Annotated in this window: 9 protein-coding genes; 6 read left to right on the top strand and 3 right to left on the bottom strand. The window is 61.3% G+C overall.

The window, feature by feature from the left end:
• Positions 1-264: 264 nt before the first annotated feature.
• From B7Y64_RS03430 to B7Y64_RS03420, 3 genes are all read right to left on the bottom strand, one after another.
• The gene (locus tag B7Y64_RS03430; RefSeq protein WP_291326416.1) at positions 265-2,010 is read right to left on the bottom strand and encodes an alkaline phosphatase D family protein; all 1,746 of its coding nucleotides are present in this window, start codon (positions 2,008-2,010) and stop codon (positions 265-267) included.
• 173 nt (positions 2,011-2,183) lie between these two features.
• The gene (gene hemL / locus B7Y64_RS03425; RefSeq protein ID WP_024816200.1) at positions 2,184-3,494 is read right to left on the bottom strand and encodes a glutamate-1-semialdehyde 2,1-aminomutase; all 1,311 of its coding nucleotides are present in this window, start codon (positions 3,492-3,494) and stop codon (positions 2,184-2,186) included.
• Entirely contained in the window at positions 3,478-4,425 is a 948-nt protein-coding gene (locus B7Y64_RS03420; RefSeq protein ID WP_291326418.1) for a bifunctional hydroxymethylpyrimidine kinase/phosphomethylpyrimidine kinase, read from the bottom strand. Before B7Y64_RS03420 ends, hemL begins: the two co-directional genes overlap by 17 nt.
• Before the next feature lie 94 nt (positions 4,426-4,519).
• Between B7Y64_RS03420 and B7Y64_RS03415 the strand changes: the two genes are divergently transcribed.
• The 6 genes from B7Y64_RS03415 to B7Y64_RS03390 are packed head-to-tail and all read left to right on the top strand — an operon-like array spanning position 4,520 to position 14,495.
• The gene (locus B7Y64_RS03415) at positions 4,520-4,693 is read left to right on the top strand and encodes a rubredoxin (protein ID WP_081739454.1); all 174 of its coding nucleotides are present in this window, start codon (positions 4,520-4,522) and stop codon (positions 4,691-4,693) included.
• A gap of 59 nt (positions 4,694-4,752) precedes the next feature.
• Entirely contained in the window at positions 4,753-5,151 is a 399-nt protein-coding gene (locus B7Y64_RS03410; RefSeq protein WP_005796099.1) for a response regulator, read from the top strand.
• Positions 5,151-5,516 (top strand): response regulator, encoded by a 366-nt coding sequence (locus tag B7Y64_RS03405; RefSeq protein ID WP_005796104.1) that lies wholly within the window; start codon positions 5,151-5,153, stop codon positions 5,514-5,516. The genes B7Y64_RS03410 and B7Y64_RS03405 overlap by 1 nt, the downstream gene beginning before the upstream one ends.
• A 15-nt stretch (positions 5,517-5,531) precedes the next feature.
• Positions 5,532-6,059: a chemotaxis protein CheW gene (locus B7Y64_RS03400; protein ID WP_024816198.1), complete on the top strand. Its 528-nt coding sequence runs from the start codon at positions 5,532-5,534 to the stop codon at positions 6,057-6,059.
• A 21-nt stretch (positions 6,060-6,080) separates the two neighbouring features.
• On the top strand, positions 6,081-8,369 hold the full coding sequence (locus tag B7Y64_RS03395; protein ID WP_291324870.1) for a methyl-accepting chemotaxis protein: 2,289 nt from the start codon (positions 6,081-6,083) through the stop codon (positions 8,367-8,369).
• Between the two features lie 54 nt (positions 8,370-8,423).
• Positions 8,424-14,495 (top strand): Hpt domain-containing protein, encoded by a 6,072-nt coding sequence (locus B7Y64_RS03390; protein WP_291324871.1) that lies wholly within the window; start codon positions 8,424-8,426, stop codon positions 14,493-14,495.
• Positions 14,496-14,509: the final 14 nt, after the last annotated feature.

Raw genomic sequence — 14,509 nt, 5'->3', positions numbered from 1 at the left:
CGGGCTTGAAAACCCCAGTCGCTACCAAACTGCACGGACCGGTCTGGCTGCCTTAAAGGCCGTCAAACTTTACCGCGATGGTCGAAAGGAAGATACAAGGCGCTTCGCGCCTTCCCCCTGAGGGGGACGCACCCAGCGCGGCGGGGCGGCCCTTGCGCGGGTGCGCTGGCATGAGCCTCGCCTGTGCCAACGGCTTGGGCGGTTCTACCAGTCATTGAAATGCAAAAGGCGGCTTGGGCCGCCTTTTTCTTTGCGTGCTGCCGATCAGGCCGCCACAATCCGCCCGCGCCCGCTGACACCTGCCAGCACCTTGAGCGATTTGTCGGTGCTGGCCGTGTAGGTGCGGCTGGTGATGGTGCTGACATACACCCAGTCGGCGCGGCATTCGGTGGCGTTGGCGGTCACCAGCATGTAACCCCGGCGCGAGGTGTCGCAGTATTTGAGCGGGGCAATGAGTTGCTGGAGCGCGCCCGCCAGCATGGCCGGGTTCTCTTTGGGCAGGTATTCCTCAAAACCGGGCGACGACACCGACGAGGTGGCGAACTCCACGCCCACCGCATTGCCGCCCATGTCTGCCAGCTCGTTGGCCCAGGCGTTGTGGGTGTCGCCCGACAGCACCACCAGGTTCTTGCCCAGGCTGCGGGCCGTGCCCAGCACGGTTTCGCGCGCGGCCTGGTAGCCGTCCCATGCGTCGAGGTTGTAGGGAATGGAGGGCTGGGCGAGGATGGCTTTTTCGGCAGCGGTCAGTGTGGCGGGGGCGGTCTGTGCCTTGGCCACGATGGCGGCGTATTGCGATACCGTGACGCCAGCGCCCGGCTGGATGGTCTCGACCAGGATGGGGGCCGGAATGTTCATGCGCCCCATCAGCACCTGCTGGCCCAGCACCTGCCAGGTGGCGGTGGATGCGGCCATCTGCTGCTGCAGCCATTGCGTCTGCGTGCCGCCCATGAGTTGGCGGGCGGGTGCGCCCACGGCGGCGGTGAAACCGGCAGCGTCAAAACCGCTGGCGGTAAAGAAGCGGGTGTAGTCGGCAGGTTCGTCGCGCCCGACGACGCGGGTGTCGAGCATGTGCAGCGCCAGCAGGTTGCCAAAGTTGAAGCTGCGGTAGATCAGGTCGGGCTGGGCGTTGCGTGTGGGCATCCACTCGTGGTAGGCCTGAAGGGCTGCCGCCTTGCGCGCCGCAAAGCTGCCCTCGATGGCGCTTTGGTGGTTTTCGGCGCCGTTGGCCCAGGTGTCGTTGGCGATTTCATGGTCGTCCCACACGGCAATCATGGGTGCGGCGGCATGCAGGGCCTGCAGGTCGGGGTCGGTCTTGTACTGCGCGTGGCGCATGCGGTAGTCGGCCAGTGTGAGAATCTCGGTGGCGGGCAGCGACAGGCGGCCCAGCTGCTCGGCGTTGGCCGAGGCATAGCCACCGCGCGGGTACTCATACAGGTAGTCGCCCAGGTGCACGGTGGCATCGAGGTCGCTGCGGCGTGCGGCTTCGGCATACACGTTGAAGTAACCCGCAGGGTAATTGGCGCACGAGAACACGGCCAGCTTGACCTGTGCCACGCTGCCCGTGGGCAGCGTGCGGGTGCGTGCTGCGGCAGACTGAGCCGCGTAGGCCTTGAAGCGGTAGTGGTAGGCCGTGGCGGGTTTGAGGCCAGTGGCATCGACCTTGACGGTGAAGTCTTTGGCGGCCGTGGCGGTGGCCTGGCCTTTGGCCACCACGGTGGTGAATGCCGCGTCGCTGGCCAGCTCCCACTGCACAGGAATGTCGGCGGTGTGGCCTGCAGGCGGCGTGACGCGGGTCCACAGCATGACGCGGTCGGCGAGCGGGTCGCCACTGGCCACGCCGTGGGCAAACCGCACCTCCGGGTCGTTGTCGCTGCCACCGCAGGCGGCCAGCGGCAAGGTGCCGAGCGCAGTGGCGCCCAGGGCCAGCTGGCGCACGAAGACCCGGCGGCTTTCATCGGCGGGAGCGGCGTCGCGGATGGGGTGGGGCGTGGGACGAACGGGAGTTTTCATGGTTGTGGCGTTCCGTACAAAACCGCCAAGGCTGACAGGCGGATGTGACGGCCTCATGAACGCAGCCCCATGCAAAAAAACCGTGGCAACGTTGTGCGTTGCCACGGGTTCTGAAGAAATGAAATCTGATTGTTTTTAGCCTGTAGCGCTTATCCAATAAGCGCTAATAGCTATTATTTTGTGAGCGATTTAAACACGTCGCGTGCAATGGCGACGGTGTCGGCAATGTCCTGCTCTGTGTGGGCGGCGCTCACAAACCCTGCTTCGTAGAGTGCGGGCGCGATGTACACGCCCCGGTCCAGCAGCCCATGAAAGAGCTGGTTGAAGCGCACGCCATCCGTCTTCAGAACCTGTGCGTAATTTTGTGGCAGCTCGGGCAGCAGGAAAAAGCCGAACATGCCGCCTTCGCAGTCGGCGCTGAAAGGCACGCCCTCGGCGGCTGCGGCAGCTGCCAAGCCATCCACCAGCGAGCGGGTGCGGGCGGAGAGCGCGTCAAAGAAGCCAGGCTTCTTGATTTCGCGCAGCGTGGCCAGGCCGCAGGCTGTGGCCACAGGGTTGCCCGACAGCGTGCCAGCCTGGTACACCGCGCCCAGCGGAGCGAGGTTTTCCATGATCGCGCGCGAAGCGCCAAAAGCCGCCAGCGGCATGCCGCCGCCAATCACCTTGCCCAGCACGGTGATGTCGGGCTTGAAGCCCGGGATGCTTTTTGCATAGACGCTTTGTGCGCTGCCCAGGGCCACGCGAAAACCGGTCATCACTTCGTCCAGAACGAGCAGCGCACCATATTCGGTGCACAGCTCGCGGCAGCGGCGCATGAACGGCACGCTGGCGCGCACCAGGTTCATGTTGCCGGCGATGGGCTCGATCATCAGGCAGGCGAGTTCCTTGCCATGCAGCACGAAGGCTTCTTCGAGTTGGGGGATGTTGTTGTATTCAAGAACAATGGTGTGTTGCACCACCTCGGGCGGCACGCCCGCACTCGTGGCGTTGCCAAAGGTGGCCAGGCCCGAACCGGCCTTGACCAGCAGGGCATCGGCGTGGCCGTGGTAGCAGCCTTCAAACTTGATCAGCTTGCTGCGGCCAGTGGCGCCGCGGGCCAGGCGGATTGCGCTCATGCCGGCTTCGGTGCCCGAGCTGACCAGCCGGATCATCTCCATGGACGGCACCAGGCCCAGGATTTCTTCGGCCAGCTCGATCTCGCGCTCGGTGGGGGCGCCAAAGCTGAAGCCTTCCAGTGCAGCCTTTTGCACGGCTTCGAGCACGGCCGGGTGACCGTGGCCCAGGATCATCGGGCCCCAGGAGCCGATGTAGTCAATGAAGCGCTGGTCGTTGGCGTCCCAGAAGTAAGCTCCTTGCGCACGCTTCACAAAGCGCGGCGTGCCGCCCACGGCCTTGAAGGCCCGCACAGGCGAGTTCACGCCACCGGGGATGAGCGCCTTGGCGCGTTCGAACAGAGGGATGTTGAGGTCAGTGTTTGGTGTCATGAGGGGGCATCACAAAGCCTTCGATGGCCAGTGTTTCGTCAAGGGGTTCGTCTTCATCGTCATCTTCATCATCGGGCTGGGCCCAGAACATGCGATCGGGAATGATGTGGCCCATTCCTGGGCGGAATCCGGCATCCAGGCAGCGGTCCAGGTAACTGAGCGCCTCGCTCGTGGCTTCGCCGAGATCATTGCCGCTGGCCACCAGGGCCGTGAGGGCCGCCGAGAGCGTGTCGCCCGCGCCCGAAAAGGTGGCGTCAAACAGCTCGAACTTGACACTGCACAGCACGGTCTGGGGCGACGCCAGCACGTTTTCTACAAACTGCTCGGGCAGGGGGATGCCCGTGACCAGGGTGTATGGCACACCCATCTCTGCGGCGGCGCGGGCGATGTCGCGGGCCGTAGGGCTGCGGTCGCTTTTCCAGTCGGGAAGCAGCCAGCGCCACAACGTACTGTGGTTTCCAACCAACACCGAGGTTTGCGGCAACAGCAGCTCGCGAAAAGCGTCCAGGTACTGGTCAATCAGGTCATCCTGCCACCACGAAAGATTGGGCATGTAGGCGATGACCGGCACCTCGTCGTAATCGGTAGTGATCTCTGCAATGGCGCTGATGTTCTCGGGGCTGCCCACAAATCCGACCTTGATGGCCTGCACGGGCAGGTCTTCCAGTACCGCCCGCGCCTGCTCGGTAACGGCCTCGTCGTCAAAGCCAAAGTGGGCGAATATCTCGGCTGTGTCCCGTGCGTAGGCGCCTGTAACGACGGCAATGGGGTGCCCGCCAACCGACGCGATGGTGCTGATATCGGCGGTAAGTCCGCCGGCACCGCTGGGGTCGCTGGCGTTGAAAACCAGCACGCAGGCGGGGCTGGCTTCGTCCATGGCCTCATCGGCAATGTCCGCTATATCAGAAGAAAGGGGGGTGTTTGTTGTCATGGGCCGGATTCGGCGATAAGGGTGGCACAGAAGCTGCAGCCCCGTGAGATGACTAGATACAATCGTTGCATTCTATGTGAAGGCCCATTAAGCTGTGACCGACTCGAAAACTTGGATGTGTCTGATATGCGGTTGGATATATGACGAAGCAAAAGGTTCGCCTGAGCACGGCATTGCACCCAACACCCCATGGGACCAGGTTCCCATGAATTGGACTTGCCCAGAATGCGGCGCGCGCAAAGAAGATTTTGAGCTGGTTCAGATTTGAGGCGCTTTAGCACCCTGTGCTGATGCGTCGTTTGTTTTCTCCATTGGGAGCAGTGACAATTGACTACAACAGGCGCATCTTTCAAAGTGCTCGTGGTGGATGACAGCAATACCATTCGCCGAAGCGCCGAGATTTTTCTCAAGCAGGGAGGGCACGAAGTCCTGCTGGCAGATGACGGTTTTGATGCATTGGCTAAGGTAAACGATTACCAGCCACAGCTTATTTTCTGCGACATTCTGATGCCCAAGCTTGATGGGTATCAAACCTGCGCCATCATCAAGCGCAACGCCCGTTTTGCGGATACTCCGGTTGTCATGCTGTCGTCCAAGGATGGCGTGTTTGACAAGGCGCGCGGTCGCATGGTCGGCTGCCAGGAATATCTCACCAAACCTTTCACCAAAGACCAGTTGTTGCAGGCAGTGCAGCAATTTGGCAATTCCCAACAAGGAGCCATGTAATGCCTATCCAGAAAGTGCTGGTCGTTGACGACTCGAAGACCGAGTTGATGTTTCTGACCGACTTGCTGCAGAAAAAAGGCATGCAAGTGCGTACCGCTGAAAATGCCGAAGAGGCTTTTCGTCGGCTGGCCGAAGAAAAGCCTGATTTGATATTGATGGATGTGGTGATGCCGGGGCAAAACGGATTCCAGTTGACCCGTGCGATCACGCGTGATCCCCTCTATGCCGACGTTCCCATCATCATGTGCACCAGCAAGAATCAAGAGACAGATCGTGTCTGGGGAATGCGGCAAGGCGCACGCGGCTACATTACCAAACCGGTGGATCCGGCCGAGTTGCAGGCCAAGATAGACGCGCTGAACTAAGGCGGTTGCGCGTTCATGGCTAATCGCGAAGCACTGCGAGAACTCCAGACCCGTCTTGCCAGCCGTCTTCAGGCAGCAAGGGGTGAAGGTGTGTCTGTTTCTTCCTGGCTGGCGGTCGAAGCTGCCGGGCAGTCCTATTTATTGCCGCTGGGTCAGTCGGGTGAAATTTTCCCCTGGGTCACGGTGCAGCGGGTTCCCTACACCCAAAAATGGTTTCTGGGTGTAGCCAATCTGCGCGGTGGTCTTGTCGGTGTGGTTGACTTGGCTGGATTGCTGGGATCGACGGTCCCACGCACCGAGCAAACCCTGTCTGACGCCAGCCTGCTTGCTTTCAATGCAGCGCTGGAGGTCAATGCCGCGCTTCTGGTTGACCGGCTGGCGGGTCTGCGAGGCACTGATGCCTTTGTCTCCTCGGAGCCTCCCGCCGATGATGCCCCCGCCTTTTTTGGCACCACCTATGTGGATTCGAGCGGGGCCCGCTGGCAAGAGATCAATCTCCAGATCCTGTCCCAAACCCCTGCTTTTCTGAGTATCAGTGTTTGAGTTTTTCTGTAAGGCTGCACCATGTCCGTTGTGAATCAATTTGGAAAACTGTTCAATCGCAAGCCCGAGGAATCAGACACGGGGCTGGGTGCCGACGTGATCGGCGGTGGTCAGAATGTCCTGACAACGGGATCCATCGAGGGAAATACAATGCGTGAGTCGTATCAGACAGACGCCATGAACAGTGTTCAGGGTGATCCCGATGGCGTGTCGTCCGAGTTGTCCACCACGGACGCGGACGAAGATCTTATTTCTTTGCCATTGCTGGGCAGCAACACGGCGGCTGGCCACCAGCGGAATTTGCTCGCATTGCTGGCCATTGGCGTGGTGCTGCTGGCGCTGATTGCTGGCTGGGTGCTTCGGCAGGCGGATCGTTCCGCCCAGCAGCTGGCTGCTACCGGTCAGTCGCTGATGCAGTCGCAGCGGCTTGCCAAGTCTGTCTCACAGGCGCTGGTGGGTAGCCCGCAGGCCTTTCCCGATGTGGTGGAGAGCTCAGGGGTGCTGGCTCGCAATGTGCGTGCGCTCAACAGCGGCGACAGCGAACTGGGCGTCGAGTCCCTCGGTGAGCAGTTCAAGTCCGACCTGGAGGGTACGACCCCGCTCATGGAGAGCGCGGAACGCAACGCCGGCGTGGTCATGGGCCAGCAGAAAATCCTGATGCAGGTAGGTGACGCGCTGCGCACCATCAACCGCCAGTCGTCTGATCTGCTGGAGATCGCTGAAACCGTGTCTTCGCTCAAGCTGCAGCAGAACGCGCCAGCCGCCGAAATTTCGGCTGCCGGTCAGCTGGTGATGTTGACCCAACGTATCGGTAAATCGGCCAACGAATTCCAGACCATGGAAGGCGTGAGCCCCGAGGCCGTGTTTTTGCTGGGTAAGGACTTGAACTCGTTCAAGGAAATTGCCCAGGGCCTGCTTGATGGCAGCCCTGAGCTGCGCCTGACGGCCACCAAGGATGCGCAGACACGCGAACAGCTCGAAGCGCTGATCAAGCTCTACGAAGAGACCCGCACGCAAGCCAGCGCCATTCTGGGCAACTTGCAGGGGCTGGTTTCTGCCCGTGAAGCCCAGTCCTCGATCATTAGCGACAGCGAGCCACTGCGTCGCCAGCTGGAAGGCATGCAGGACAAGCTTTCTTCGCAAACGGGTCTGGGCGCAGGGCAATTTGCTGCCTTGGCACTGGCTGGCCTGTTCGTTCTGCTTTGCGGTATCGGAATTTCCCGCGTGCAACTGCTGGACAGCCGGGGTCGTCAGGCAGCGGCTGAAGGGCAGCAAAAGGATGCAAAGCGCCAGGAGCAGGAAGCCAAGCGCGTCAATGACGCCAATCAGGCAGCCATTTTGCGTCTGATGAACGAATTGCAATCGGTGGCTGAAGGGGATCTGACACAGGAAGCCACTGTGACGGAAGACATCACCGGCGCCATTGCCGACTCGGTGAACTACACGGTAGAAGAATTGCGCCAGCTGGTGGGAAGCGTTCAGAACACGGCGACCCGCGTGGCGCAGACGACCGCCCAGGTGGACAGCACGTCGACGGAACTCCTTGCCGCGTCCACTGAACAGCTGCGTGAAATTCGTGAAACCGGCCGGTCCGTTCTGGACATGGCAACCCGAATCAATGAAGTGTCCACACAGGCGCAAGAGTCTGCCACGGTGGCTCGCCAATCGCTGCAGGCTGCTGACTCGGGCCTGCAGGCCGTGCAGAACGCCATCGGTGGTATGAATTCGATTCGCGACCAGATTCAGGACACATCCAAGCGGATCAAGCGCCTCGGTGAATCTTCGCAGGAGATCGGTGAAATCACCGAGCTGATTTCCGACATTACCGAACAGACGAACGTGCTGGCCCTGAATGCAGCCATTCAGGCCGCTTCTGCGGGCGATGCAGGTCGAGGTTTCTCGGTGGTGGCGGAAGAAGTGCAGCGACTGGCTGAGCGATCTGCCGATGCCACACGGCAGATTTCGGCCCTGGTGAAAGCCATTCAGACTGACACCCAGGATGCTGTGGCCGCTATGGAGCGTTCCACGCAGGGTGTGGTTGAAGGAGCCCGACTGTCTGACAGTGCAGGTACTGCGCTGACCGAGATCGACCGCGTGTCGCGCCGCCTGGCCGAGCTGATTGAGCAGATTTCGTCTTCGACGTCCCGTGAAGCCGTTCTGGCCAACGAGGTGGCCGACAACATCCAGCACATTTTTGCGGTGACCGAGCAGACGGGTGAAGGTACACGCACGACAGCACAGCAGGTGCGTGAGCTTTCGCACATGGCTGAAGAACTGCGCCAATCGGTGGCACGTTTCAAGATCGCCTAACGCCGCCATCAAGCAGTCATCAACCAGCGGCTCATTTCAGCCGGGGACGAATTCATGTCATCTATTGATGTCAACAATGCACCGGCCACAGATGGAATCCCGGGCGATCAAGACCTGGGTCCTTTGGCGTGGGTGCTTGACGAGCTGCGCAAATCTCTCGATGGCGCAGTCAAGGCGATGCGCCGCTTTGTGCGCGACGCCGAACTGGCACGTGAGTCGGATTTAGCGTCCCTGGATGCGGGTGCTTTGCGCATTGCGCGGCAGCAGCTGCACCAGGCGAGCGGGGCGCTTGAAATGGTGGGCATGGGTTCGCCAGCGCTGGTCCTGCGTGCCATGGAATCGGCTGTTCAAAAATTTGTGCAACGTCCTGAGCAATGCACGGATGAAGCGGCGGCAGTCATCGAGCGTGCCAGTTTCGCGCTCATTGAATACCTTGAAAACGTACTGGGTGGCAAATCCGCGTCTGCAGTAGCCCTGTTCCCTCAGTACCGGGATGCCCAGGCACTGGCGGGTGGCGAGCGTGCTCACCCCGCAGACCTGTGGCCTGCTGAGCGTCGCTTTCGTGAGCCGGAAGACTCTGTAGCCGTTGCTCCGCTGCCCTATGGCCCCGAAGCCCGGGCGCGCCTTGATTCCGCTGTTCTAAAAATCGTCAAATCGGGCGATCTGAGCGCTGCGACCAGCATGCGTGAAACCTGTCTGGGCTTTGTTGCGGCCCAGTCAGACCGACATGCGCGTGCCTTCTGGAAGATTTGTGCCGGCTTTTTCGAAGCCCTTGGCAAGGGCATGCTGGCCCCTGATGTCTATGTGAAGCGGGTAGCGTCCCGCGTGCTGATGCAATACGCCACGCTGGCCAAAGGCGACACCGCGATTGCGGATCGCCTGGTTCAGGATCTGCTTTTCTTCTGTTCACAGGCTAGGCCAGCGGACGGTGAAGAGGACAAGGCTCCGGCGCTGCAAGCAGTGCGAAAGTCGTTTGGCCTGGAGCGGTTCAAACCGGTCGACTATGAAACCGCGCGTTTCGGACGGTTTGATCCTGCCTTGCTGGCGCAGGCCCGCAAGCGCATTGCGTCCGCCACGGAAACCTGGTCGGCGCTCGCCGGTGGTGATCGCAACAAGCTTAAGCCTGCGGCTGATCAGTTCAGCCTGGTTTGCGACTCATTGCGCAAACTGCATCCGGGAAGCGAGAGTCTCGCTGCGGGCCTGACCCGTGCTGTTGAGGCAACGACGCGATCAGGAGAGCCTCCGTCCGCAGCGCTGGCGATGGAGGTGGCGACCTCGGTGCTTTACCTTCAGGCGGCTTTTGAGGAACTGGATGCTGCCGACGACCAGATGGAGGTGCGTGCAGAACGTCTCGCGGAGCGACTGGATGCCGTGGGTGCAGGCGCAGAGCCAGAACCCCTTGAGCTGTGGATGGAAGAGCTGTACCGGCGTGTCAGCGACAACCAGACCATGGGCAGTGTGGTGGACGAGTTGCGCTCCACCCTGGGCGAGGCAGAGAAATCACTAGACCAGTTTTTCCGCAATCCGCAAGACACGGCGGTGCTCGCGGCAGTGCCGGGCCACTTGGCACAGATGCGTGGCGTGCTGTCCGTACTGGGCCTGGACCAGGCGTCGCTGGCGGTGGTGCGCATGCGCGACAACGTCGAGCGGCTGCTCATCAATGAAATTCCAGAAGAAGAGCGCCAGCCCTCATTCGAGAAACTGGGTAACAGTCTGGGTGCGCTCGGGTTCCTGATCGACATGTTGAGCTACCAGCGCACGATGGCGCGTAAGCTCTTTGTCTACGATGAAGAACTGGGTGAGCTGCGCATTCTGGTGGGCAAAGCCCGCGCGCGTGCCACAGATGATGTGGCAGAAGCACCGGAGAAATTGGAGGAGCGCGTCGCTCCGCCGCTGCCCGATGTTGTGCCGCGCTTCCCTGCGCAGGAGGTGCCCGCGTCGACACCGGCCGTTACGGCAACGCCGGCGGACGCCAGCCCTGCTGCTGCATCGGACGAGTTGGCATCCGATATTTTCTTTGACCTGCAAACACCGCAGGAGCCGTTGCCGGTAGCGTCTGACCTGCCACCTGTCGTGGTGCCCTCTGCCGTTCCCGCTTCGCAGCCGGAGGTGGACGATGAGTTGCTGGATGTGTTTCTGGAAGAAGCCCGCGAAGTCGTGGCCACTGGTCTGGCTGCCATCAACGTGCTGGTTGAAGAGCCCGCCAATCTGAGCGAGCAAACCACTTTGCGTCGTGCGTTCCATACGCTCAAGGGCAGCTCACGCATGGTGGGGCTCAATGATTTTGGTGAGGCAGCCTGGTCGATGGAGCAGGTGCTGAACGCTTGGCTGGCTGAGCAAAAACCCATGCAGCCCACTTTGCTGCAGTTGTCTTCCGATTGTTTGCAGGCATTTGACCGTTGGGCTGATGACATTGCTGCAGGGGCTGCATCGGCCTGGTCGCCGGAGGCATTCTGCAAATCTGCTGATGCTATGCGCCTTGACGGCAGCTTGCTGCCGCTCGTGGTGCCTGGGGCTGCAGTGGCATCCGTTGCACCCGATGTGGTGGAGCCGGAGATGCCGCTGGAGGCCGCGCCACGCGCAGCAGATGCGCCCGACACTGGCTTGCAGGCCGTCGAGCCATCGCTGGATGCGTTGTCTTCTGAAAAAGCCGGGGATGCGGGCGCAGTCGATGAGTTTGCGGCATTGATGGCGGATTTTGCTGAAACCGAGATGACGCCGGAATTCGCCGCGGTAGCGCCAGACGCGGTCGCGTCGGCAGCGACGGTGACCGAGGATATCGATTTCTCCGTGTTCTCCGAGGCTCTGAACGAGGCGCAAGCAACACCGGCAACGGTAAGCCAGTTGTTGCCTCTGGACCTGGAGTTGCCAGATCTGGAGCCTGCGTCTTCCGTTGCCATGGATGTCGACCGCACCGAAGCAGCGGCGATTGGTGCAATGCAGGATCAACCGGATGATCTTCCATTGATGGCGGCTGGTGAGCCTGAATTTTTGCCTGAGATTGCCCAGGCACCAGACTTCTCCGATGTGGCGGCGGCAAATTCGCCAGAGATCCTGGAACCGGTCGCGGCTGAAGCTTTTGTGCCCGAAGAAGAAGTTCCGTCTGATGAAGCGGTCAAGGTCATTGAAAGCTTGCGGATCGGTATTCCACTCTACAACGTGTACCTCAACGAGGCCGACGAATGGTCGCGGCGCTTGGTGACGTGTTTGCAGGAGTGGGCGCTGGAATTGCACGAGCCTTTGCCGGACATCGCTGTTGCCCTGGCGCATTCGCTGGCAGGCAGTTCGGCCACCGTGGGATTCACCGCACTGTCAGAGCTGGCGCGGGTGCTTGAGCATGCTCTGCAGCATGTTCAACTGCAGTCGGGCGGCACGGCAGAGCAGGCCGAAGTATTCATGGCGTCGGCAGATGACATTCGTCGTCTCTTGCACCAGTTTGCTGCCGGGTTCCTGAAGGAGCCGAGCGCGGAAGTGCTGCAGCAACTGCGTGAAATCCTGGAGACCGAGGTGGCCAACACCCTGTCGCCTCCTGAGGACGACTTCGATGAGTTCGGCGATTTCGCCGGGACCCCTGAAGCTGATCAGACCGCTGAAATTGAGCCTGAGCCCGTACCAGCCGAGGCACCCACAGTGCAAGCGGCCGAAGTGGTGGCTGCAGGCTATGTCGCGCCGGCCCTGTCTATTGTTGGGAGTGACCGTGACCAGAACATCGGCGATGCGATAGCACACGCAGTATCCGCAGGTTCAGATGTCGATGATGACATTGACGCCATCGATGTCATCGACCCTGATCTGTTCCCCATCTTTGAAGAAGAAGCCGCGGAGTTGCTGCCCCAGCTGGGCGGTGCGTTGCGACAATGGGCATCCCGTCCGGACAACCTCGGTGCACGCAACGAAGTGCTGCGTGCCCTCCACACACTCAAGGGTAGTTCGCGCCTTGCAGGCGCCATGCGCCTCGGGGAAATGTCCCACCGGCTGGAGTCTGCAATCGAGCAGCTCGACATGGAAACCGTCACCGCGGACCAGATCGAGCCGTTGCTTGCGAGTTTCGATGGTCTGCAGGCGAATCTTGAGTTCCTCCGCGTTGTTGGCGGACAAGAACCTGCCGATGCCGTGGCTGCAGTCCCTGCGGCACCAGGCGATCTGGCCGACGCTACCAAAGTGTCGGGCGCAGCAACTGCGCCGGCCGTGCCTGCATCCGCACCAACGGTTCGGCTTCCCGGGGCTTCGCAGCTGGCGCCTGTGCGTGTGGCCGCGAACCAGTCGGTGCGCGTGCGTGCGCAGTTGCTGGACCGTCTGGTGAACCAGGCGGGCGAGGTCATGATCAGCCGTTCGCGCCTCGATGTTCGTCTGGGGCAGTTCCGCAATTCTCTGTCCGACCTGTCCGGCAACCTGGATCGGTTGCGCCAGCAGCTGCGCGACATCGAAATGCAGTCCGAGTCGCAGATGCAGTCACGTCTGGCGCTTTCCAAAGACTCTGCTGCCGGGTTCGATCCGCTCGAGTTTGACCGTTTCACGCGGGTGCAGGAGCTGACGCGCATGATGGCCGAGTCTGTCAACGACGTGGCTACCGTGCAGCGCAACCTGCAGCGCGCCATGGAAGGGGCCGAAGACGATCTGATTGCGCAGGGCCGCCAGGCGCGTGAGCTGCAGCGTGATCTGCTGCGCACCCGCATGGTGGAGTTTGAAGGCATTTCCGAGCGTTTGTATGCGGTAGTGCGCCAGGCTTCCAAGGAAACCGGCAAGCAGATCAAGCTGGACATTACTGGCGGCTCCATTGAAATGGACCGTGGCGTCCTCGATCGCATGACGCCCGCTTTCGAGCATTTGCTGCGCAACTGCGTGGCGCACGGCATCGAGGCGCCCGACGCGCGGGTCGCCGCAGGAAAGCCAGCGTCTGGCACCATCACCGTGGATCTGCGCCATGAAGGCAACGACGTGTCGGTGGAATTCCGGGATGATGGTGCCGGTCTGGACCTTCAGCGTATCCGGGAAAAGGCTCTGGCGCAGGGCATTGTGCAGGCGGGCGAAGAAATCAGCGATGCCGATGCCGCCAACCTGATCTTCACGCCGGGCTTTTCCACAGCCTCCGAACTGACGGGGCTTGCCGGTCGCGGCATTGGCATGGACGTGGTGCGTTCCGAGGTCAATGCATTGGGCGGTCGAATTGAAACCTTCACCGAATCGGGCAAGGGTGCCGCCTTCCGCATGGTGCTGCCGTTGACCACTGCCGTGACGCAGGTGGTGATGCTGCGCGCTGGAGACATGTCGATTGGCGTGCCTGCCAACGTGGTCGAAATTGTGCGTCGCACCTCGGCGGCCGATCTCGAAGAAGCGTATCGCACGGGCTTCTTTGATGACGGCTTCGAGCAATTGCCTTTCTTCTGGGTGGGCGCTTTGCTGCAAGCTTCGACGCGCAGCAATGAAGCCGCAGGCAAGACCCGGCCCGTGGTGATTTTCCGCAGTGCGTCGCAACGCATCGCCATGCACGTGGATGAAGTGCTGGGCAATCAAGAAGTCGTGGTGAAGAACCTGGGGCCTCAGTTGTCGCGCCTGCCGGGCTTGGCCGGGATGTCGGTGCTTGCCTCTGGGGCCGTGGTGTTGATTTACAACCCGGTGGCCTTGTCCACGGTTTATGGCGATCAGGTACGTGCGGCCAGCGCCGGCTTGCCCGTCACGCTGGAAACCGAAGGTGCTGGCACCGGCAAGCCTGCGACGTCGATGCTTGCAGGGCCCACGCAGGTGCCTTTGGTTCTGGTGGTGGATGATTCGATTACGGTACGCCGTGTCACGCAGCGGTTGCTGCAGCGTGAGGGTTACCGGGTGGCCCTCGCTGCCGATGGGCTGCAGGCACTCGAGCGCTTGCAGGAAGAGCGCCCAACGGTCGTGCTGTCCGATATTGAAATGCCGCGCATGGACGGCTTTGACCTGGCGCGCAACATTCGCGCAGACGGTGCGCTGCGGGGCCTGCCCATCATCATGATTACCTCTCGCATTGCAGAAAAGCACCGCGAGCATGCGATGGAGCTCGGTGTGAACCATTACCTGGGCAAACCTTACTCGGATGAAGAGTTGCTCAGTCTCATCCAGCATTACGCCCGGCTGGAGGCAACCGCAGAGGCATGATTCCGGTGGGCTGG

Source organism: Acidovorax sp. 35-64-16, from assembly GCF_002281195.1.
Classification (GTDB): domain Bacteria; phylum Pseudomonadota; class Gammaproteobacteria; order Burkholderiales; family Burkholderiaceae_C; genus Acidovorax; species Acidovorax defluvii.
Note: the sequence above shows the minus strand (reverse complement) of the source record. Positions and strands in the feature narration are given on the sequence as shown.

Excerpts from the sequence above, each read along its gene's own strand:
- B7Y64_RS03430 (WP_291326416.1), bottom strand. The coding sequence starts at position 2,010 with ATGAAAACTCCCGTTCGTCCCACGCCCCACCCCATCCGCGACGCCGCT.
- hemL (WP_024816200.1), bottom strand. The coding sequence starts at position 3,494 with ATGACACCAAACACTGACCTCAACATCCCTCTGTTCGAACGCGCCAAG.
- B7Y64_RS03420 (WP_291326418.1), bottom strand. The coding sequence starts at position 4,425 with ATGACAACAAACACCCCCCTTTCTTCTGATATAGCGGACATTGCCGAT.
- B7Y64_RS03405 (WP_005796104.1), top strand. The coding sequence starts at position 5,151 with ATGCCTATCCAGAAAGTGCTGGTCGTTGACGACTCGAAGACCGAGTTG.
- B7Y64_RS03400 (WP_024816198.1), top strand. The coding sequence starts at position 5,532 with ATGGCTAATCGCGAAGCACTGCGAGAACTCCAGACCCGTCTTGCCAGC.
- B7Y64_RS03395 (WP_291324870.1), top strand. The coding sequence starts at position 6,081 with ATGTCCGTTGTGAATCAATTTGGAAAACTGTTCAATCGCAAGCCCGAG.
- B7Y64_RS03390 (WP_291324871.1), top strand. The coding sequence starts at position 8,424 with ATGTCATCTATTGATGTCAACAATGCACCGGCCACAGATGGAATCCCG.